The sequence below is a fragment of the Brevibacillus sp. FSL L8-0520 genome, assembly GCF_037963895.1.
Taxonomy (GTDB): domain Bacteria; phylum Bacillota; class Bacilli; order Brevibacillales; family Brevibacillaceae; genus Brevibacillus; species Brevibacillus borstelensis.
Genome location: NZ_CP150171.1, coordinates 4,832,863 through 4,851,644 on the forward strand (window position 1 = coordinate 4,832,863; position 18,782 = coordinate 4,851,644).

Here is an 18,782-nt window from a genome sequence, read left to right on the forward strand (position 1 = left end):
TTCTCCGCGTCCGTTTTTTCTTCATGTTATGCTTTTGAATAGAACGAAAGTCATTGCGCTTTCTTGCGCAGCTGGCGCTTCGCGTATACGACCCGGTGGACCGCACCTGCTTCATTTCGCACGAACAGCACGGGGATATCCGCTCCTCTGCGGCGAAATACGAACAGATCATTCCCGACCGGCCGCAGCGCATAAGTCGTACCGTCCATTGTCATCTGGCATACTCCGTCTTTTGCTTCCACACTCATTTCCATCCATTCCTGACAAGTATACTCTCCGGCATAATCAGCGAGCTTCTCTGCCGCCAGCGGCTGGTCCGCAAAGCGAAACAGCGGAGTCTCAAGCGGTCTATCCAGGACCAGGTTGAGCGCTCCTACGGCTATCTCGCGCACTTCCACGCCGTCGACATTGGTCAAGATGACTCCGGTGATGCCCTTTTCCGGCAACACAAAAATCTGCGAGCTGACCCCTTTTAGCGACCCTCCGTGATCGATCAGCGGCCCGCCAACGAAGTCGGGCACGATCTGCAAGCCGTACCCGTAGTGCCAGCAAGCATCGCATTTCACATGGGGAGTCGTCATCTCGGCCACACTCTCCGGAGAGAGGATGCGCGTCTCTCCTGCCATTCCACCTGTACGGAAAATGTCCAGATACCGGAGCAAATCGGCCACGCTCGATTTCAAAAAGCCTGCGGCCCGCATCGCCGGAGCATCGTGCAGGACTGGGGCGTGGAATACCTCGTTGGCTCCGTTCCGCGTCTTGCGGGTAAACAGCTCTGCTACGTCCCTATGTGCTGCAAGCTGCTCCGGAGTAAACACGCTGCGGTTCATCCCCGCGGGGAGCAGGATGTGTTCCGTCACATACTGTTCAAAGGACATGCCGCTGACGCGCTCTACAATAGCTCCCAACAGCCCGTACACATCGTTGTTGTAGCTGAACGCCTCTCCCGGCCGCCCCAGTACCTCCTCCGGAAACGAGCCGATTTGCTCCATCAGTTCCTCGTACGTATCCACGACAGGGACCGACTCGTCTACACACTCCGGCTCCGTCTCCAGAACCGCGGGGTCTTTTTCCATCGACCGCTTCATGGCGGATGTCAAAAAGGGCAAAGGCGGCATTCCCGGCGTATGGGTCATGAAGTGATGAATCGTCACATCCCGTGTGAATTGGTCTTGCGGCATTCGAAACTCAGGCAGATAGTCCACGACAGGATCGTCAACAGACAGCTTGCCTGCCTCCTGCAGTTGCATAATGGCCATACAGGTAAACGACTTGGTCACGGAAGCGATGCCAAATATCGTATCCGGCGTGACCGGCTGCTGCTTCTCCACATCGCTGAAGCCAAACGAGCCAAAATAGACCAGCTCTCCGTCCTTGCAGATTCCGATCGCCCCTCCAGGCACCTGGGCTTGCTCCATTCGAGCTTGGGCAAATGGTTCAAACTCCTGTTTCCACTCCTGATGATTCATATCGAAAACCTCCTTTCTGCACTTCTATTTGCAGCTATTTGGTCAGGGAAAACATTCTCTGTCACTGCTTTCTACACCTCTATTCCTTGTAGCCCCACTTCATGTCGATATAGCCAAGAGGGTCTACGGTCACGCCTTTGAGCTTGTCGTTTTGCACCCAGACGTTCACATTGCTGTACAGTCCCGTGACTGGCATCTCGTTCATCAAAATCGACTCCGCATCCTGCAAAAGCTGATTCCGCTTGGTTTCATCCGTTTCCTTGTAGGAGCGGTTGATCAGGTCGTTGTAGGCTTCGCTGTGCCACAGTGTACAGTTGTTGTCGCTGTACTTTTCCATCAGCAGCTCGAGGAAATTGACAGAGTCGTTGTAATCGGCCGTCCACGCTGTTACCGAGATCATGTATTTCCCCTGGGCCTGCTCGTCAAACATCACGTTCATGTCCTTGTTGATCAGCTTCACTTCAATGCCGAGCACTTTTCTCCACTGGCCCTGCAGAGCTTCGGCAATTTTCTTCTGGGCGTCGGAATTAAAGTACAGGTACGTAATTTCCGGCAGCTTTTCAATCCCCAGCTCCTTCATTCCTTCCGCCAAAAGCTGCTTGGCTGTTTCCGCATCGTTGTCCTTGAAATAGCCCTCCGGCTTGAGGGAAGCCGACTGCGGCACCAGCCCGGTCAGAGCTGTCTGTCCGCCCTGCAAAATATTGTCCGCGATCTCCTGGCGGTTGATGGCATACGCAAACGCTTTGCGGATCTTCTCGTTTGTAAACGGCGCCTGCTCCGTCTGGAACAGCAGGTAGTAGGACTGCGCCTTTTGCATCGCCTGCAGCTTGCCCTCTTCTTTCATCGCCGGAATCGCATCTACCGGCAGACTGCTGATCGGCCCGCCAGCCCAGTCCAGCTCGCCCTGGTTAAACATCTCCAGCTCGGTATTGGCATCCTCCACCATAGAAAATTCGATTTTGTCCAGCTTCACGGCTTCCTTGTCCCAGTAATGCTCGTTTTTCACCAGGACGATTTTGCTCTTGTGCTCCCAGGTCTCGATTTTGAAAGGACCGTTGGTGACGATGGTGGCGGCTTCATTGGCCCACTTCTCGTTCCCCTCCACGACCTTTTGGTTTACGGGGTAGTAAAAGGTTGCCAGCGTCAAAAAGTAAGGCGTCGGGTTTTCCAGCTGCACTTCGATCGTTTTGTCGTCGATGACCTTGATCCCGACATCCTCTTTCTTTGCTTTGCCCAGGTTAAAGGCCTTTGCATTGACGATCGGATAGTATTTGTACGCGGAGCTGCTGGCCGTCTTCGGATCAAGTGTCCGGAACCAGGCGTAGGCAAAATCCTTGGCCGTCAGCGGCTCGCCATTGGACCATTTCGACTCTCGCAGGGTAAAGGTATAGGTCTTTTTGTCCTCCGAGATCTTGATGTCGGATGCGACGGAATTGACCGGCTTGCCGTCCTTGTCCAACCGGACCAATGCATCGTAGATGGCCCGGATGTAGGCACCCGAGGCGACGTCGTTGGAAAGACCCGCATCCAGCGTTTTGGGCTCCCGGCCATTCATCTGCAGGATTTGTTCCGCTCCGCTTCCTCCCTCTTGCTTTGTGGACGCTTCCGGTTGCTGGGATGAACCGGCCGGCGCAGGCGGACTGCTGCTGCATCCGACCAGTGCCGCGATGAGCAGAAGTGTGGAGCAGAATGAAAAAAAGCTCTTTTTCATCAGATGGACCCCTCCGTATTTTTGATTTTTTCAAATTATCTTGCAATTTTTGTGCCATTTGCAGTGGGCTTGTTGCTTTCTCACGGTATAGGTGCGGTTGCAGCGGTGCATGGCCGTTGTTGAACCATATGCGGTTTTTCTTTTTATTCAATAGTGAATACAAGCGCAGACAAAAATGAAATGAGCTTTTACTTTCCGAGTCTTGCTGTTATTCAATTTGTAATGGAGTTATGCTGTTTTGAATAGGTTGTTTGGGTGGGAAGTTGGAGAAGCCAAATAACAGGTTGTGGGCCGACTATATACAAAAAAACCAACCTTTACTTTTTGCAAGCGAGGTTGGTTTTAGGCGACTTGTTATCTATATCTGATTTTGTCACTATTTTTCTGGTGCATCCGGCCATATACTGCTTTCTTCTAGCCGCCCCCAGCTTGGAGCCCCGACTTGCCGATCGTTTTTCACTACATGCAGAAATGTACATTGATTGAGCGGATCACGAGTACCCCCCTGCTGAGGATAACCTGCCAGATCCCTCTTCTCTACCTATGAAAGACATTACGCATACGTGTTTATCAGCAATCCTTTAATTTCTCCAACCCGTTCCAGAATTCGCAAACCGGGCTCCTGACTTTTCAAGACGGAATCAGTCAGTTCAAGCAGCTTCTTGTCAACTTCCTTGACAATCTTGAAAATACGAGACCGTCCCCTCCGGTTGTAGCCTTGCTGCTCCTCGAGGCTGAGTCCGTTTTTAACCGCGTCGTCGAGAAAGCTCTTTACCAGTGATTTAAATTTTCGGAGATCTCCTACCGTACGTGTATCGGCAAGGATTTTTCCCTGCTCTTCGATTTCTGAAATCATTTTTTGAAGACGTTCGGTATTCAATTGTTGCCGGCCCTTGTTCATCAGTTCTGAAAAAGCCACGCGATCCGCTGGTACATCCTGCTTGGACTTTCGTTGTTCAACGGATATTTGCCCGATCTTGTTTACTTCCATTTATATCCGTACCTTTCTGTCAGCATCTGGTCTGTCTCGCCCATTATCGTCCATTGTATCTTTCCATTTCCTCGATGAGCAAAAGGATTTCGGCTACTACCGAATACAATTGCGGCGGAATATTTTCCCCAAGGTCTATATCAATCAGATTCTTTACAAGCAAAGAATCTTCCTGGAGAGGGATGTCGTTGTCTTTGGCCATAGAGATGATCTTTTCAGCCAGGTGGCCTCTTCCCTGCGCGATGACGGCAGGAACGAAATCGTTTTCCTGATCATAGCGGATAACTGCTGCCATGGGACCATTTATAGCTTGTCTCTGCTTTTGATTGAAAGACTTGCGGATCATATCTTCAGATCAAACCCTTTCGCGGCTGGGTTAGGCTCATTTGGTCGCATCGTATTTGCAGCGGTATTTTGTCCTGCCGGTACTTGCTCTTCTTTTTTCTGCTCGGTAAACTTGGCAAATGACACACCTACTACATTGTAACCGATCTGGGCCAAATTTTCCTTGCATCCGGCTATGATAGAATCCAAACGCTCCCGGATTTGCGGCTGGTCATTTTTAATCGCAATGGACAGATTGCGCTCCACCGCTGTAATGTGAATCCCTGTCGGCCCCAGTTTTTTTGTCTCGATTAAAAAATACAGACTGCAGTTTTCCCAATCGACTTTTTGCCCCTCATTTTTTGACTGAACGTAGAGCTTTACATTTTCGAGTCCGTTTTGGAGCAAAAGCGGCAACTGCATAAACATGCTTTGGGGCTGGTTGCCCGCATCCGGCTTGCTCAGCAGCTGCTGGCCCGTTATGCTTTGCAGCGCTTGCTCTACCGCTTGACCGCCACTGACAGAGGTCGTGCCTTTTTCGCCCGCTTTGGCAAGCTGCAGAAGCGCATGCTTCAGGTTCTTGTGAAGATTCTCCTGAGCGTGCCCCTGGCCCTGGCCCCGTTCGCCCGGATGACGCTCTGTAAACGACTGCGCCAGCTCGCTTTCATAATTCAATCCGAGCGAACGGACAAATTCGAACGTATTGCGGGCAGAGGGCGGATGATTCTGAAAGTGCTGAACCGTCTCTGCAATCTGGCTAAACAGACGGGAAGCATGCGGGACTTTTTCTGCAAAGATGCTTTGGCCAGTCGCAAAGTGCTGGATTCGTACATCGGACGGCTTCCAGTTTAGTGCGTCCAGCTTTGCTTGGACTCCTTTTAACACTGCTGCCGCCTGGCTGTTTTCCCCTTTCGCCAAGAACCTTCTGGCTTCGGCCAATTCACTGCTTGCCTTTATCAGCTGCTTTTCTGTCTCCATGTCCGTCAGCATCATCATTTCGCTTTTCAAAATCGCTTTGTCAAGCGCATCGATGGTTGATTCCAACAAAGGCTTTACCCCGGCTAAAATGTTCCCTTTATTGGTTTCCGCAACTTTCAGCATGTTGTCGATGTTTCTGACTATCTCCCTTTTTACGCTTTGGAAGTTGGCAGCGGCCTGACTCAGCTTTTGCGTAATTTCCGTGACGACCAAATCCTTTGTCGTCAGAAATGAGGCCATGTGCATCTCAGCTTGATCATCGTAAGCAATTCCGGCAGAAGGAGCGGGATTGCCTGTTTCCTCTGGCGATGCAGCATGTCCGGACATGTGGTTTTGCACCTGATCAAGCCCTTTTTCAAGCGTTCCGGCTGCCACTTGGTTTTTCTGCAAAAGATCGAGCAGGCGATCGCCAAACTTTGCAAGCAACTGATCCAAAGACATCTCTTGATTCAACGCTGCCTTCATCTGGGCAAGAAGTTCCGCGGGGCTTGCTGCGAAAGAGGCATTTCCCGGCAGTCCCACCTTCAAGACACTCTCCGCATCACCTAGCTGGGCAAGTGCGTTCATGAGCAGCAGCCGGGCTTCCTGCTCTCTTCCCGACTGATGAAGTTGAACCGCTTCATACAGGACTTTCCCGAGCTTCTCGCCCATTTCGGCCGTTCCCTTCGGACTGCCAGCCATTTGCTCGCGTATCCTTTGCACAGTCTTGTCGAAGTCCGATTTTTTTTCACGAAAAGAGCTTTCTTGAAATTCCATCTCGGTATCCGTACTTCCAGCACCCTTTTGAACAAGCTCATTCAGAGCCCCGGTCACGGACTTTCCGTGCAGCGCTTCGTGAACAGCCTTCAGCTGCCCAAGCGACACATCCAGCTTTTTATCAGCCAAGGCTTGGACTGTTTCCAGCTTTTGATCCAGACTTCCCGGAGCTTTCCCCATGAATTCCTTTAAATCCTGGACTGCCTGCTTGTTCAGAGAGATTCCGCCATCAAGCAGAATCTTTGCAGACTGCTTCATTTCCGGTGTAGGATCGGTTCCAAGGCCGCGCAAGACGCTGGATACGTCAGGCTGCCCTCCGGCTATAGCAGGCCGGTTCGCCAATGTCCTCCCTTGGGATTCACCTTTATTTTCCTGTATCTGAACACCACTATTGGGCTGAATTTGGTTGGCAGAGGCGGGGTAGTTTACTCTCATTGTTCATCTCTCCCTCGGGATCGCACGAAGCTTTCTCTCTTTTGTTATCGTCAGAATGCGAGAGGGAGTTTACAAAACCATGAAAATAGGGCGTTTAGTGTTTCAACCTCGACCGCGTTTGGTAAATAACAAAGGACAGCTTTCACAGACGCCTCCATCGTGAAACTGCCCTCCTTTCTTTGCTCCGTTACTCAGATATGTCCTTTGCCTTTTATTTTGAAAATATGTTCAAGACTGGTACAAATCCACTATAGTCAAAAACATAACTATATAGTTTTGTGTCTAATCGATGATCTTTCAATGTAATAGCATTCTTGTAATTAAAGCTAATGCTGAAATTGGATAAGAGGTAATCGAAAAGCAATAAAAAGTCTGCATTAAGACCATGAAAGGTAGATTTGAAGATATGATTATCAATTTTATCTTCCGTTATCTCATGTAAAAAACAATTATTTAGCGAGGAACAAAAGCTCCTCTTTTCTTTCAAGGATATTAAACTATCTCTTTCTCCATGAAACGAATGAATCATACAATTGTTTTTAAAATCTTTATATAGCGATGATAAATTCAGTATTTCAAAATCTTTTATTATAGACTTTGCATAGTAATCAAATAAAATCATCTTTCCGTTCATGTTCAAGACTCTGTTTGCCTTTAAATAAGCAGGAAATATCCATGCTGAATTATCAACAATTAAAGAAAACAAGTTAGGTGCAAAAACATTACATAAATACGCTAAATATGCACCGTGCGAATGTCCGTAAGCGATTATTTTACTATTATTAAAGGTGTATTTATTATCCTTGATGATTTCAGAAACAATGATTACCGCAGTTATGTTGTCAAGAGCTTGCATTATCCCCATATCATTAAAATTTTTGGATGTTTCCTCCAAATTCTCCTGTTGCATAAACTCCCAGCCAAAATAGTCACATTGTATCGTAACGACATTATATTTATCAGAAAAAACAGAACGCATTTTTTTGTAGACTCTCGAATTCGCATTTGCCCCAAATCCTGGAATGAACAGGAAAAGTCCTGTTTCATTATTAATTCCTTTGTCCGGCTCAGAAAAATATATATTCAACTTTCTCGGTGAGAAGTCATTGTATATATTTGGATGTGCATCAATTGTGATTTCATAGTCCTTTGACATTATGATTCTCCTTAAATAAAGGTAAATTAGAGGTGTACGTAAAGATTGTCTAAGCGTGAAAAACTCTCTGTTCCCACATGCGGAGGTCTCAACATATAACTGCGTTCATAAGTTTCCAATCTGCATTGTTACTATAAAAAACTCTATCTCTCCATAAGCTCACCGTCTCCAGTGATTTAGAAGAGATAGAGTTTTTACTTCTTGGAGTCAAAAAACGCGCCAAAAGCATTCGGTCCAGCATCGTGGTAAGTATTCATTGCTGTTTTACTCCGTTGTATTTCAGTAAGCTTCTTTTGTACCGCTTGCATACGATTTGAAATGATCGGCATGATACGCTGGTTGATGTCATGTATTTGGGCCAATGATATCTTGTTCGCATCTGAGAGTGGGGAACCGGCGGAAATCAACGTATCAATCTTCCTCATCATTTTTTCCCGCTCATCTAAATATAACAACCACTTGTCTGGATCACTATCTGATTGCATGACTTCCTGCTCCAGCTGAATAGTCAGCTGGAGCATTTCCTCCACAATTCCATCCATTTGGAAAACCATGCTACTGCTCCTCATCTTTGCTTCTTCGCCAACAACATAGCTTCTTTCCAGGTGTCCCGGAATTGGACAAAATAATCTTCCACTTCTGTTAAAATAGAAGCATCCTTCCGCATGTTAGCCTCAATCATCCGGTGGAGCATATAGTCATACATTTTTTCAAGTTCCCCGGAAATGGGATAGTCTTTGTTTAAAGTGGACAGTAGCTCGTACAAGATGTTTTGCACTTTCAAACAATTTTCATGTGCTTTTACGACATTCTTTTCATCTATGGCACTTTTTGCTTGCTTAATAAACTTGATCGCCCCATTGTAAAGCATGAGCGTCAATTCCCCAGGAGTAGCTGTCGTCACCTGATTGGACTGATAGGTCTGAGCAGCATTATGTAACATCTGCATCTCTCCCTGCTATTGTTGACCAAGCATTTGCGCGAACCAGTTGCCTTGGGACTGGAACTTGGACATCGCTTTTTCCATCGCAGTAAACTGTTTCCAATAGCGATCCTCGATCATTTTTAGGCGGTCTTCCCACATATTGATCTCTTTATTTGTCTCTTTGATTCCACGGCCAATCACGCTGTCATCAACAAGAAAAGTTGAACTGCCTGCTTCATTCGTCACTCTGTCTATTACTTTGGTCAGTTGAGTATAGAGCCGCTCGGCAATACCGCTTTCGTTGAACTTGGTTGCAGGATCGTTGCTTGAACTGTAATTGGTAAACAGCTTTAATACATCTTCCCCATTATTGCTGATCGCTTCACGCAATTTTGTTTCGTTAATGTAAAGCTTCCCGTTCTCTTGGTAAGCATATTTGCCGCTAGGCGGACCACCAATGCCGATCTCAGACAATGTGTCAAATTTTTCATTGACTCCAGCAACCTTCAATGGCGCACTGATGGCGTAACGCATTTGATCCAGGCCCGATTTTAAAATCGGATCACGCAGCAGAATACCGCTCTTGGCCATCGCCTCCAGCTTTTCCGCCGTTTTTTCCGGCAGTTCTTCTTTTTCTTCATCCAGTAATGGCTTGTAGCTTCTGTACTTAGGTTCGGAGATTTTTGCATTGATCTTTTCGATCACTTCATTATATTTGTCCACGAACCCTTTGATTTGGTTAAAGATGGCATCCTCATCCGTTTTTGTATTGACGATGACAGGAGAACCGCCATTGGTTCCCTTAATGGTAAAATCAATGCCGTCAAAAGATACCGTATTTGTGGCCGTTTCCATCCTTACTCCGTTAATGTAAACGATACCCTTTTCTCCATCCGTTCTCAGTGATGAATCTACGCTGCCGCTAATCTTTAATTTTCCGCTTGTTCCATCTGGATCGGCAGTAAAATTTACGGAGAAAAACTTATTGTCTTTGCTGGAATCACTCGGATCAACACCGGTCAGTTCCGCACCGGACTTAGAGGTAAAAACTAACGATCCATTCACGAAGCTCGCTTCAATTAGAGCATGCTTATCCGTACTTTGTGCTGCTAGCTTTTCATTAATACTGGTAATCGAATCATTGACATCGATAGCAATGTCTACCCCGTTAATTGTTAAGGTGCCTTTTGCACCAAGGGCTTGACCCTTGTCAACTACATTATCAAGTTCAATTGATACGCCAGCCGGACTCTCTGCTTTAGCCAACTTTTCAACGTTCACGGAATACGTGGCGAATTGCGGAATACCTGAAATCTTGGTAGACACAAGCCCGTCATTTTCGGAAAAAGCGACCTTCTTTTTGAAGTTAGAAGAATACCGCACCGCTTCAACCGATTTTCTCAGTTCGTCAAGCAGCTTGTTCATTTCGCGATAGGTATCGCGCTTCCACTCGTCCGTTTGCTTTTTTCTGATCAACCGATTGACAGGCTCGCGTTGAGCCTTCATCAAATCTTTGATCATTTTCTCTGTGTCTAAACCGGAAGCCATTCCCGTAAATCGAATGGGAGACATGGGCAAATCCTCCTATCTTTTCTCATCTATAAGCAGTCCGATCATCTCATGCATTTTTGCGACCATATCCATTACTTTTTTGGACGGGATTTCTCTGATGACCTCATTGGTCTGGTCATTGATTACTTGAACATAGTATTCGTTTAAGTCTTCGTGAAGCGTAAATTTAATGTGGGAGCTGGTCATTTGCAACCATTTGTTTATACCCGCAATCTCTGATTCAATTTCGCCGATACTTTGATGTTTATCTAGGGACGGTGGCGTCTTTTCTGCAGGCTGAGCAATGGAAGTATTCGCGGTTATGTCAGAATACGACTTCAACTTACCATAGCCATGGATTGAACCGACGTCCATTGACAATCCTCCTTAGGATATTTTCCTATCATAGTTATCGGTTTTTCGAGGAAAAAGCTTTACTTCCCTTTTGCTAAAGCAGAGAATTCACAATTGTTTAAGTTGCATCCGTTATATGCCTTTTGTTGCTTTATTCAAAAGAAGTGCCTCACACAAAAGAAAGTCTCTTTCATGATCTATATCGATACTTGCGTCTGCATCCATATAAAACGGTAGTGCCGGTTCAATATAAAAGGAATTCTGCTCCAAAAAACTGGCGCTTTCCAAAAAATAGATAGCACCATTTTGACGGACGACATGAGGCAGTTGCTGCCTTGGTTTGCTTAAGCTTTGCCTGTCTTTTAACGGGGTCAGCATTCCATTTTCCGCATAAAATGCCTTGTAAGGATGATGTTCGACCTCTGTCACACTGATCGTGCACCGCGACTTTGCTTTAAGGCTGCTCTCAATGCAATCTGTAAGGACCTTCTCGTCGCGCAACGGAGATGTCGGTTGTAGCAGCACAAAAAACTCCGGCAATTCTCCTTTTTTCAAGCAGTCTTCCAGAACGTGCCGAACGACATCTTCTGACGATGCCGTATCGGTTGCAAGCTCAATAGGCCTGTCAATCACTTCAGCTCCGGCTTCCAGACTGAATTGCTTTATTTCCTGGTCTTCTGTGCTTACGATACACCGATCGATCAAGGGACATTGTGCTGCTGCTTCGATCGTGTAGTTTATGAGGGGTTTTCCCAGCAGCTTTCGGATGTTTTTCCGATGTACCCCTTTAGATCCGCCCCGCGCCGGAATAATCGCCAGAATCCTATTTTTGGCTATTTGATCAAAATATCTTGAAACTGTTTTTGCTTCGAAACTGCCCATATACTTCCGTCCTCCAGTACATTCATGAATAATGAAGTACTATTGCCATGGCCAAAATTAAAGCATGGCTCCTTTTTTGTCATACCGGCAACCTTTTTTATTGCGTCCATGATTTCATCATAATCATTGCTTACGTGGTAAATCGTGTTATGGAAGAATCGGTTTTGTTGTCTGCTGCCAATATTGATTGTCGGCAAACCGTACACGGGAGCCTCATGAATGCCTGCACTGGAATTCCCGATAATAAAATCAGCATTTTTTAGCAAAGTTAAAAAGAACTCAAATCGTAGAGAAGGGAAAATTCGAAAACGGTTATTATTCTCCAGTCTTTTGTATTCCGCTAAAATATCATTGCTTCCCAAATCATTATTCGGATAAATGACAACGTAATTGAGGCCGCTGGAGATCAATGCCTTTACTAATTGATTCGCATTTTCTCTTATGCAATCAATTTCGGTAGTTACAGGATGATACAAGACGACACCAAACTTTTCAAAATCGATCTCGTATCGCTTTCGGACCTGCTCAATAGTTGGCAACTGATCAGACAGCATAATATCAATATCAGGGGAACCAATCACAAAAATATTGCTGGTCTTCTCCCCCAGCTGCTCCAACCTTACCGCGGCTTGCGTGTTCGCTACAAAATGAATATGGGATAGTTTGGAAACCGAATGGCGTATGGATTCATCAATGGTTCCCGACAATTCTCCCCCTTCGATGTGCGCCACCAAAATATTGTTTAGCGAGCCGACAATCGCTCCTGCTAGAGCTTCGACTCGATCTCCATGCACAACAATTAAATCAGGCCGATCCTCATGAATGAATCGTGAAAGTCCTCCAATAGTATTGGCTAATACCAAATCCATGGGCTCCCCATGGATTTGGTTTCTGAACGTATGAATGTTTGTAAAGCCCGCTTTGTATACCTCTTCAACTGTCAGTCCATATCGAGAGAGAGTATGCATGCCGGTAACAAAAATCTCACACTCAAACAAAGGAGATTCGTCAACAGCTCGCATTAAAGGCTTTAATTTTCCAAAGTCAGCTCGTGTCCCCGTAAGAAACAATATTTTTTTACCCATTCACATGCGCCCACCGAATTTGTTCATTTTGTTTTATTGGGGATAACGCCTTTTTGCCAAGAAGGCTGTTGAAATGCTCAGCTTTTATCTCCCCTGTTCCAGGTCGCTTTACCCAGATGTTTTCCATGGACAGTTCTTCGCCAGCATGAATATCACGAATTGCCACGACGCAAGCATACGCGAAATCGATCGTCGGCTGTTCTTCCTTCAGTACGTTTTTTCGGCCCCCGAGCGCTTGAAAGATGGCCCTGCTTCCTTCAATTAACTCTTTTAAGTCTGTCGGATCCATTGAAATGGATATGTCAGGACCAGGCCAGCTTTTATCGGAAGTAAAGTGACGTTCAAGAATTCTTGCACCTAAAGCTACTGCACCAAGGCTAGGATAGTTCGACAAAGAGTGATCGGATAATCCGAGAACCGCATCAGGAAAAGCCTGAGCCAGTTCTTCCAATGCTCCCAAGCGTACCTTATCGTAAGGCGTCGGATAAATGCTTGTACAATGCAATAACGCAAAAGGCGTATTATGTTTGCGAAGGATCGCTACAGCCTTCTCTATGCTCTCCAGATTATTCATACCTGTACTTAAAATAACAGGCTTTCCATAGCGTGCAATATGTTCAATCAGGGGGTAATTGTTACACTCCCCTGAACCAATTTTGTATGCGGGAACGCCCAATTCCTCCAATTGCACCGCTGCTGCTCTGGAAAAGGGGGTGCTTAGAAAAATCATGCCTTTCGCTTCTGTGTACTTTTTCAACTCTCGCTCTTCTTCTTTGGTTAAAGCACAACGATTCATAATCTCCCAAATCGACTCTTTTGCGTTTCCCGGTATTACATTATTGGGGATCATCTCGTCGTCGACGACGTGAGTTTGAAATTTGACACACTCGCATCCTACTGAAGCAGCATCGTCGATCATTTGTATAGCTTTATCAAAACTTCCCTCATGATTGATGCCTATTTCCGCGATTACCAAAGGGGGATGTTCTGGGCCAATCTTTCTGTTGCCAATTATCAATTCATTCATAGGATCACCCGTTCATATTGGTCGTTGTTATGGAGTTGTGCTCTCCTTTTGAAGCAACAAAGCCTCTTGATAGGAATTCTTTATCAAAGGTGTTATTGTATTCATGTCTGATTCGCAGTTTTTTAGAAATGATGTAAAATCTTTTATTAATTTTCTTGCCTTTGCAAAGTTATCATGCTCAAATCTGATCTGATTAAACAATAACAATATTGCTTCAAACAAAAGCTGATTCATCGGCTGTAATAACAATCGATAAAACTTGTTATCCTGTAATCTGTCAAACAGCTTGTCAAATTTAACGAAACATTTTCCGACACTTTTGCTATTAAAGGCTTCGATATTTCGTTCCATTTCTGCAAACAAGTTTGTAAACGAATCACACAAGTTGATAAACTTTTCTTGTTCGGATAGCAGATGTTGTGTTTGTTTAATCAAATGTTCTAGATCGTAATCATTTCCAAGGGTAGTTAGCCACTCCTGTTCAACGACTTGCTTTTGTAGCCTCTCGTTAATTAATTTCTCAAGAGGTTCATATACCGTTCCTTTTATTCGTGCTCCACCCTTGGTCGTATTGATTACCTCCCGGTCGGAAAGCTTGGCAATATGAGATTCCATTTCCTCTCTAAAGCTGTTCAACCCCCGGTTCGTGTATACATCGTTGCCTTCTACATCTTTGACAACAATAGCCTGCTCCATATGGGTAGTTGATAGCTCGTTATTAAATGCCATACCTTGGGCATATGTACGGTCTTGTGAATATGCAAAGTTCTGGCCAGCTAATATGATAGGATTGCAGCCGAGCTTGTAAAGGAGTTGAAGAGTAATAATGGCAATTGATTTTGCGGGATTAACAAAGTCCACCGGAGTGTCATTCAGTCTTTTTAATAGAAAGCTAGAAAAATAATCTCCTCCAACCATGAAATGCATCATCGGTCCGGGGTATTTCTGGACAGTTTCATAACCTACCATACTCCCGTAAAACAAAGGAATATCAGTAATTCCTCTTTCGACTACTTTTGAGAATACAAGGTGGTTAGCCTCTTTTCCATCATAAGTACATGCGGCGTCAGGAAAAATCCCGTTTTCAATTAAAGAATTGATGGCTGAACCTACAGAAAAGATATAGGCCAATCCGTTTTCTTTTATATAGCGAAGGTTTTCGTATTCCAGGTCCAGAGAAGGCCCTGCCGCAACCAATATCGCCGGCTTCCCTTGAAAACTCTGAGGCTTCTCATTAAGGATATTCGGCGTCTTCAGAGTGGTGGGTAAGTTGACAATACTATTTATCGGTTGGCGTTTTGAAAAAACTACGTTCGCGTATTGGTAGGCGGCATTTGTATACACGACATTTCGAAATTCGGCTACAAATTTCCTCGTTTTTTCTGTAAATATACGTTCGTAACTAGGGAGAATGATCAACATAACTTTTTCTTTTACCACATCCACAAAGTGGGTTAGGTTTTTAGAAATCGTTTCGGAACTATCCCCAAGGTACAGATTCCGTAAAAATTTCGGGTTCCAACTCTCCAGTTTCTTTTCAGCTGTCAACAACCGAAAAAAGTCCATCTCCGGTTCATACACAGAAAAAGAGACATCAGGGTGTTTCTCTATGAACCACTCGATATGGTACCCCATTCCAACACCATAAAAAAATACATGAGTATTTTTTTCTATATCCGAGTACTCAGCCATGATTTTTTCTGCTTCGGATACGGGATCGTACCTGCTATGTATATAGTTGATACCCTTCTCCGTCTGAACAGACAGAGTCTCAGCTCCTGTTCGAGCTGATTCAACTTTTACTTTTTCCGAAATATCCTGTGCTTCCGCTTCTTTTACCATATTCCAGGCAGTAGGAAATTTATTTTTTAAAAACACAACATTATCAATTAAGATCATGTCTGTCTACCTCAACAGAAGTCATTTTTTGCAATTGATCAGCGATCTCTTGAAATTTAGTCAAGATTTCAAACTGAATAATATCTCCCAACAGAATAAAATCCTGTTGTTCTACAGCTTCTTGCAGCATGCTTGTTTCATTTGTGAAATCAAAAGTCTTTTCATGAATGAATGGATCTGGAATCCTTTCTCTGTGCTCTTCGATGAATATTGCTGTTTGTTGGAACCATTGAATAGCTTCCACCAATTGACCAAGTTTGTTCCATGTCTCGGTATTTGGTGCTTTATAGCATTCCTCAGATAACCCTTGAAGTTCAGGGATTGCACGATCTAGATACTGGCAGGTTGTATCGAAAATATCATGAAGCAATTCCGGAATCGTTACTAATACCGCTTCTGCACATTCAATTGTTGAAAAGTGCTCTTCCAAATAACTTTCCACATTGTTGTATACATTTACACCATCAATCTTCATATGACTGAGTACGAGATTATCTGATTGGGATATTTCCAACACTTTCCCCATGATCTGCGCAGCTGTTAATTCCTTGTTGTCACAATAGTATTCTTGTCCGGAGATCACTAATCGCATATGCCTTGCCCCCATTTCCGTTCTTATTTAATATATCGACAATCACCTCCAAACTAGTTAGCCACATTTCTTGGAAAGAAAAAAACATGGACTACTGACCATGAACTGTGACCCATAAGATGGACACTTTAAAAAAGTGACCCTCTTGTGGGTCATTTTGTGTTTTAATCAACCTAATTCGAAAACAGCGGGGGAAAATTTATGGGCAAAAAAAGGAGCAGTTCAAAGATTTTTTCGGAGCATGAAATAAAGCAGCTGGAGTCGAATCCAAATGTCTTGCATGTAACGGATAAAAGTATTACGTATGCTCCAGCATTCATACTAGCTGCCGTTAAAGCATACATTAGCGGGCAAACACCTATGGAGATCTTTCGTAACGCAGGTTTTGACGTAGATGTCATTGGTCATGACAAACCCCATCAGTGCTTAAAACGTTGGCGCAACACGTATTCAGATCTTGGAGAGAACGGGCTTTTAGAGGAACAACGAGGGAATGTGAACGGCACTGTTAAAATCCTCAATAACGGCACTTGAAAATTCCCCACTTTCGGCAGAAAATCTCTCCCTGGAGGAGAGAAATATGCTAAAGAATGGGGAGTTTTACTTGATTAAAGACATGAAACAAAGAGGAATGAGTACCACGCAAATTGCGAACGAATTAGGGAGGGATCGAAAAACAATCCGTAAGTGGTTGAAGAGGGATGAACCTTCGAAATACCAGCGAACCGTCAAAAAAGCAAGCATCCTCGATCCATTTAAACCCTATATCAAAGCGAGAATGGAAGAAGGCTGCTTAAATGCTGTTGTCTTGTTTGATGAAATTAGAGCCCAGGGATACTCAGGACAAATTAGACTCCTTCGTTCCTTCATGGAACCATTGCGCCCCGTCGTTACCTCCAAGGCAACGATCCGTTATGAAACCACACCTGGTAAGCAAGCGCAAGTAGACTGGGGACATTTCAAAGTTGAATGGAATGGTGGATATAAACGACTATACGCCTTTGTCATGGTTTTGGGATACTCGAGAATGTTGTATGTGGAATTTACGGAGAACGAACGGCTGGATACCCTCATCGGCTGTCACTTACGTGCCATGCAATACTTTGGCGGCAGACCGGATACATGCTTGTACGACAATATGAAAACCGTCATTGCAGGTTACGACGACCAAGGCCATGTATTGTGGAATGAACGTTTTTCTCAGTTTGCAAGTCATCACGGCTTTACCCTCCGGCGTTGTGCCCCCTACCGTGCACGAACAAAAGGGAAAGTAGAAAATGGTGTTGGCTATGTGCGAAAGAATTTTTGGCCTCGCGTACAGTCGTTTACCAGCCTGAGTGACTTGAATCAACAAGTACGCCATTGGTTGGATACGGTAGCCAATGTACGGATTCACGGCACCACACATGAAAAGCCGGTAGATCGATGGAAACATGAACAGTTGAAGCCGCTTAACCCGGTTCCGTTCGAAGAAGTAGAACGGCATACTCGAAGAGTATCCAACGATTTGCTCGTTTCTTACGGAGGAAGCAGGTATTCTGTACCCTATACCTATATTGGTCATACGGTACAGGTACAAGATCTCCAGAATGGTCTTATCCGGATCTATCAGGGCAACACGATTATCGCTGAACATCAAAAAGCAGTTCGTTCCAAACAAGTCGTAACCAATAAAAAACACTTCGAGGGGATTCAAACCCAAAGTCGCGTGAAGGCTCCCCAACCTATGCCGCGTCTGGTTTCAAATCCAAGCCCCGAAGTGGTGGAACGTGATTTATCAGTCTACGAGCAGTTTGCTGACGAGGAGGTGATCGTACAATGATGCTCCAGTCCCGTTTAGAAGAAGCCTTTTCGCAAATGGGATGGGTACGAATCCCGGAAATTATTCACCACCACGCAGAAGAAGCTGCTGCTCAGAATATATCGTATTTGGAGTTCTTGGACAAGCTTTTGCAAGAGGAAATCAAGGCCAAGAGGGAGCGATTTATTCGAATGAAGACACGATTGGCTCATTTACCCTACCATAAAACATTAGAGCAATTCGATTTCAGTTTCCAGCCTTCCGTAGATGAAAGACGGATTCGTGATTTGGCAACCCTCCGGTTTGTGCACCAACAGGAGAATCTCATTTTGCTGGGTCCGCCAGGAGTCGGAAAGACCCACTTGTCTGTTGCATTGGCTTTGGAAGCCATTAAGCAAGGTTTGACAGTTTACTTTACAACTGCTCACGATTTGGTACAGACCCTTCAGATTGCCCATCAAAACAATAGTATCAAACAAAAAATGCGGGCTTTTATTAAGCCAAATGTACTGATCATTGATGAAATCGGCTATCGCAAGATGGATGAAACGGCAGCTCATTTTTTCTTTCAAATAGTTTCGGAGCGTTATGAATCTGGTTCGATTATTCTTACCTCGAACAAGTCTTATGGTTCGTGGGGAGAGATATTTGGAGATACGGTACTTGCCACCGCCATCCTTGATCGATTATTGCATCACTCCCACACCATCAACATTAAAGGAGAAAGTTATCGCATAAAGGAGAAGAAAAAAGCTGGTTTCTTTCGACCAGAGACAATTGTAGATAAAACCGAATGAACGGAATTTTCCCGCCGCCAGCCCCCTCGGGGGCATTATTCAAACAAAC

The 18,782-nt window shown here is 44.9% G+C and carries 18 protein-coding genes; 3 read left to right on the forward strand and 15 right to left on the reverse strand.

Features of this window, described 5'->3' with window-relative positions; genetic code table 11:
- Positions 1-50 precede the first annotated feature (50 nt).
- From NSQ24_RS23670 to NSQ24_RS23740, 15 genes are all read right to left on the reverse strand, one after another.
- Positions 51-1,469, reverse strand: coding sequence for a serine hydrolase domain-containing protein (locus NSQ24_RS23670; RefSeq protein WP_339166736.1), 1,419 nt, complete (start codon positions 1,467-1,469; stop codon positions 51-53).
- Positions 1,470-1,548: 79 nt separating this feature from the next.
- Complete coding sequence (locus NSQ24_RS23675; protein WP_339166738.1) at positions 1,549-3,180, reverse strand: peptide ABC transporter substrate-binding protein; 1,632 nt, start codon at positions 3,178-3,180, stop codon at positions 1,549-1,551.
- 553 nt (positions 3,181-3,733) lie between these two features.
- On the reverse strand, positions 3,734-4,171 hold the full coding sequence (locus NSQ24_RS23680) for a YaaR family protein (protein WP_003388307.1): 438 nt from the start codon (positions 4,169-4,171) through the stop codon (positions 3,734-3,736).
- A 43-nt stretch (positions 4,172-4,214) separates the two neighbouring features.
- Entirely contained in the window at positions 4,215-4,517 is a 303-nt protein-coding gene (locus tag NSQ24_RS23685) for an EscU/YscU/HrcU family type III secretion system export apparatus switch protein (RefSeq protein ID WP_003388308.1), read from the reverse strand.
- On the reverse strand, positions 4,514-6,664 hold the full coding sequence (locus NSQ24_RS23690) for a hypothetical protein (RefSeq protein ID WP_339166740.1): 2,151 nt from the start codon (positions 6,662-6,664) through the stop codon (positions 4,514-4,516). Before NSQ24_RS23690 ends, NSQ24_RS23685 begins: the two co-directional genes overlap by 4 nt.
- Before the next feature lie 211 nt (positions 6,665-6,875).
- Positions 6,876-7,820: a DUF2920 family protein gene (locus tag NSQ24_RS23695; protein WP_003388310.1), complete on the reverse strand. Its 945-nt coding sequence runs from the start codon at positions 7,818-7,820 to the stop codon at positions 6,876-6,878.
- 194 nt (positions 7,821-8,014) lie between these two features.
- Entirely contained in the window at positions 8,015-8,374 is a 360-nt protein-coding gene (locus NSQ24_RS23700; protein WP_122958751.1) for a flagellar protein FliT, read from the reverse strand.
- 11 nt (positions 8,375-8,385) lie between these two features.
- Positions 8,386-8,763: a flagellar export chaperone FliS gene (fliS, locus tag NSQ24_RS23705; RefSeq protein ID WP_003388312.1), complete on the reverse strand. Its 378-nt coding sequence runs from the start codon at positions 8,761-8,763 to the stop codon at positions 8,386-8,388.
- A gap of 15 nt (positions 8,764-8,778) precedes the next feature.
- On the reverse strand, positions 8,779-10,317 hold the full coding sequence (gene fliD / locus NSQ24_RS23710; RefSeq protein WP_003388313.1) for a flagellar filament capping protein FliD: 1,539 nt from the start codon (positions 10,315-10,317) through the stop codon (positions 8,779-8,781).
- 12 nt (positions 10,318-10,329) lie between these two features.
- Positions 10,330-10,671: a flagellar protein FlaG gene (gene flaG / locus NSQ24_RS23715; RefSeq protein ID WP_003388314.1), complete on the reverse strand. Its 342-nt coding sequence runs from the start codon at positions 10,669-10,671 to the stop codon at positions 10,330-10,332.
- Positions 10,672-10,782: 111 nt separating this feature from the next.
- The gene (locus NSQ24_RS23720) at positions 10,783-11,532 is read right to left on the reverse strand and encodes an acylneuraminate cytidylyltransferase family protein (protein WP_003388315.1); all 750 of its coding nucleotides are present in this window, start codon (positions 11,530-11,532) and stop codon (positions 10,783-10,785) included.
- Positions 11,484-12,617, reverse strand: coding sequence for a UDP-N-acetylglucosamine 2-epimerase (gene neuC, locus NSQ24_RS23725; protein WP_122958752.1), 1,134 nt, complete (start codon positions 12,615-12,617; stop codon positions 11,484-11,486). Before neuC ends, NSQ24_RS23720 begins: the two co-directional genes overlap by 49 nt.
- Positions 12,610-13,644 carry an N-acetylneuraminate synthase family protein gene (locus NSQ24_RS23730; protein WP_122958753.1) on the reverse strand — a complete coding sequence of 345 codons (1,035 nt, stop codon included), beginning with the start codon at positions 13,642-13,644 and terminating at the stop codon, positions 12,610-12,612. The genes neuC and NSQ24_RS23730 overlap by 8 nt, the downstream gene beginning before the upstream one ends.
- 27 nt (positions 13,645-13,671) lie before the next feature.
- Complete coding sequence (locus tag NSQ24_RS23735; RefSeq protein ID WP_122958754.1) at positions 13,672-15,543, reverse strand: 6-hydroxymethylpterin diphosphokinase MptE-like protein; 1,872 nt, start codon at positions 15,541-15,543, stop codon at positions 13,672-13,674.
- Complete coding sequence (locus NSQ24_RS23740) at positions 15,530-16,135, reverse strand: hypothetical protein (RefSeq protein ID WP_122958755.1); 606 nt, start codon at positions 16,133-16,135, stop codon at positions 15,530-15,532. Before NSQ24_RS23740 ends, NSQ24_RS23735 begins: the two co-directional genes overlap by 14 nt.
- Positions 16,136-16,336: 201 nt before the next feature.
- Here NSQ24_RS23740 and NSQ24_RS23745 point away from each other — a divergent pair, with 201 nt between their 5' ends.
- The 3 genes from NSQ24_RS23745 to istB are packed head-to-tail and all read left to right on the forward strand — an operon-like array spanning position 16,337 to position 18,733.
- A complete protein-coding gene (locus NSQ24_RS23745) occupies positions 16,337-16,669 on the forward strand; it encodes a hypothetical protein (protein WP_339166744.1) in 333 nt (110 codons plus the stop codon).
- 46 nt (positions 16,670-16,715) lie between these two features.
- Positions 16,716-17,957, forward strand: coding sequence for an IS21 family transposase (gene istA / locus NSQ24_RS23750; protein WP_339166746.1), 1,242 nt, complete (start codon positions 16,716-16,718; stop codon positions 17,955-17,957).
- Positions 17,954-18,733: an IS21-like element helper ATPase IstB gene (gene istB, locus NSQ24_RS23755; RefSeq protein ID WP_338462886.1), complete on the forward strand. Its 780-nt coding sequence runs from the start codon at positions 17,954-17,956 to the stop codon at positions 18,731-18,733. Before istA ends, istB begins: the two co-directional genes overlap by 4 nt.
- Positions 18,734-18,782 lie beyond the last annotated feature (49 nt).

What these genes read in the sequence shown, in the direction of transcription:
- fliD (WP_003388313.1), bottom strand. Translation starts at nt 10,317, where the DNA reads ATGTCTCCCATTCGATTTACGGGAATGGCTTCCGGTTTAGACACAGAG.
- NSQ24_RS23745 (WP_339166744.1), top strand. Translation starts at nt 16,337, where the DNA reads ATGGGCAAAAAAAGGAGCAGTTCAAAGATTTTTTCGGAGCATGAAATA.
- NSQ24_RS23740 (WP_122958755.1), bottom strand. Translation starts at nt 16,135, where the DNA reads ATGCGATTAGTGATCTCCGGACAAGAATACTATTGTGACAACAAGGAA.
- neuC (WP_122958752.1), bottom strand. Translation starts at nt 12,617, where the DNA reads ATGGGTAAAAAAATATTGTTTCTTACGGGGACACGAGCTGACTTTGGA.
- NSQ24_RS23680 (WP_003388307.1), bottom strand. Translation starts at nt 4,171, where the DNA reads ATGGAAGTAAACAAGATCGGGCAAATATCCGTTGAACAACGAAAGTCC.
- flaG (WP_003388314.1), bottom strand. Translation starts at nt 10,671, where the DNA reads ATGGACGTCGGTTCAATCCATGGCTATGGTAAGTTGAAGTCGTATTCT.
- NSQ24_RS23685 (WP_003388308.1), bottom strand. Translation starts at nt 4,517, where the DNA reads ATGATCCGCAAGTCTTTCAATCAAAAGCAGAGACAAGCTATAAATGGT.
- NSQ24_RS23670 (WP_339166736.1), bottom strand. Translation starts at nt 1,469, where the DNA reads ATGAATCATCAGGAGTGGAAACAGGAGTTTGAACCATTTGCCCAAGCT.
- NSQ24_RS23730 (WP_122958753.1), bottom strand. Translation starts at nt 13,644, where the DNA reads ATGAATGAATTGATAATTGGCAACAGAAAGATTGGCCCAGAACATCCC.
- NSQ24_RS23700 (WP_122958751.1), bottom strand. Translation starts at nt 8,374, where the DNA reads ATGGTTTTCCAAATGGATGGAATTGTGGAGGAAATGCTCCAGCTGACT.
- NSQ24_RS23675 (WP_339166738.1), bottom strand. Translation starts at nt 3,180, where the DNA reads ATGAAAAAGAGCTTTTTTTCATTCTGCTCCACACTTCTGCTCATCGCG.
- istB (WP_338462886.1), top strand. Translation starts at nt 17,954, where the DNA reads ATGATGCTCCAGTCCCGTTTAGAAGAAGCCTTTTCGCAAATGGGATGG.
- istA (WP_339166746.1), top strand. Translation starts at nt 16,716, where the DNA reads ATGCTAAAGAATGGGGAGTTTTACTTGATTAAAGACATGAAACAAAGA.
- NSQ24_RS23720 (WP_003388315.1), bottom strand. Translation starts at nt 11,532, where the DNA reads ATGGGCAGTTTCGAAGCAAAAACAGTTTCAAGATATTTTGATCAAATA.
- NSQ24_RS23735 (WP_122958754.1), bottom strand. Translation starts at nt 15,543, where the DNA reads ATGATCTTAATTGATAATGTTGTGTTTTTAAAAAATAAATTTCCTACT.
- NSQ24_RS23695 (WP_003388310.1), bottom strand. Translation starts at nt 7,820, where the DNA reads ATGTCAAAGGACTATGAAATCACAATTGATGCACATCCAAATATATAC.
- fliS (WP_003388312.1), bottom strand. Translation starts at nt 8,763, where the DNA reads ATGTTACATAATGCTGCTCAGACCTATCAGTCCAATCAGGTGACGACA.
- NSQ24_RS23690 (WP_339166740.1), bottom strand. Translation starts at nt 6,664, where the DNA reads ATGAGAGTAAACTACCCCGCCTCTGCCAACCAAATTCAGCCCAATAGT.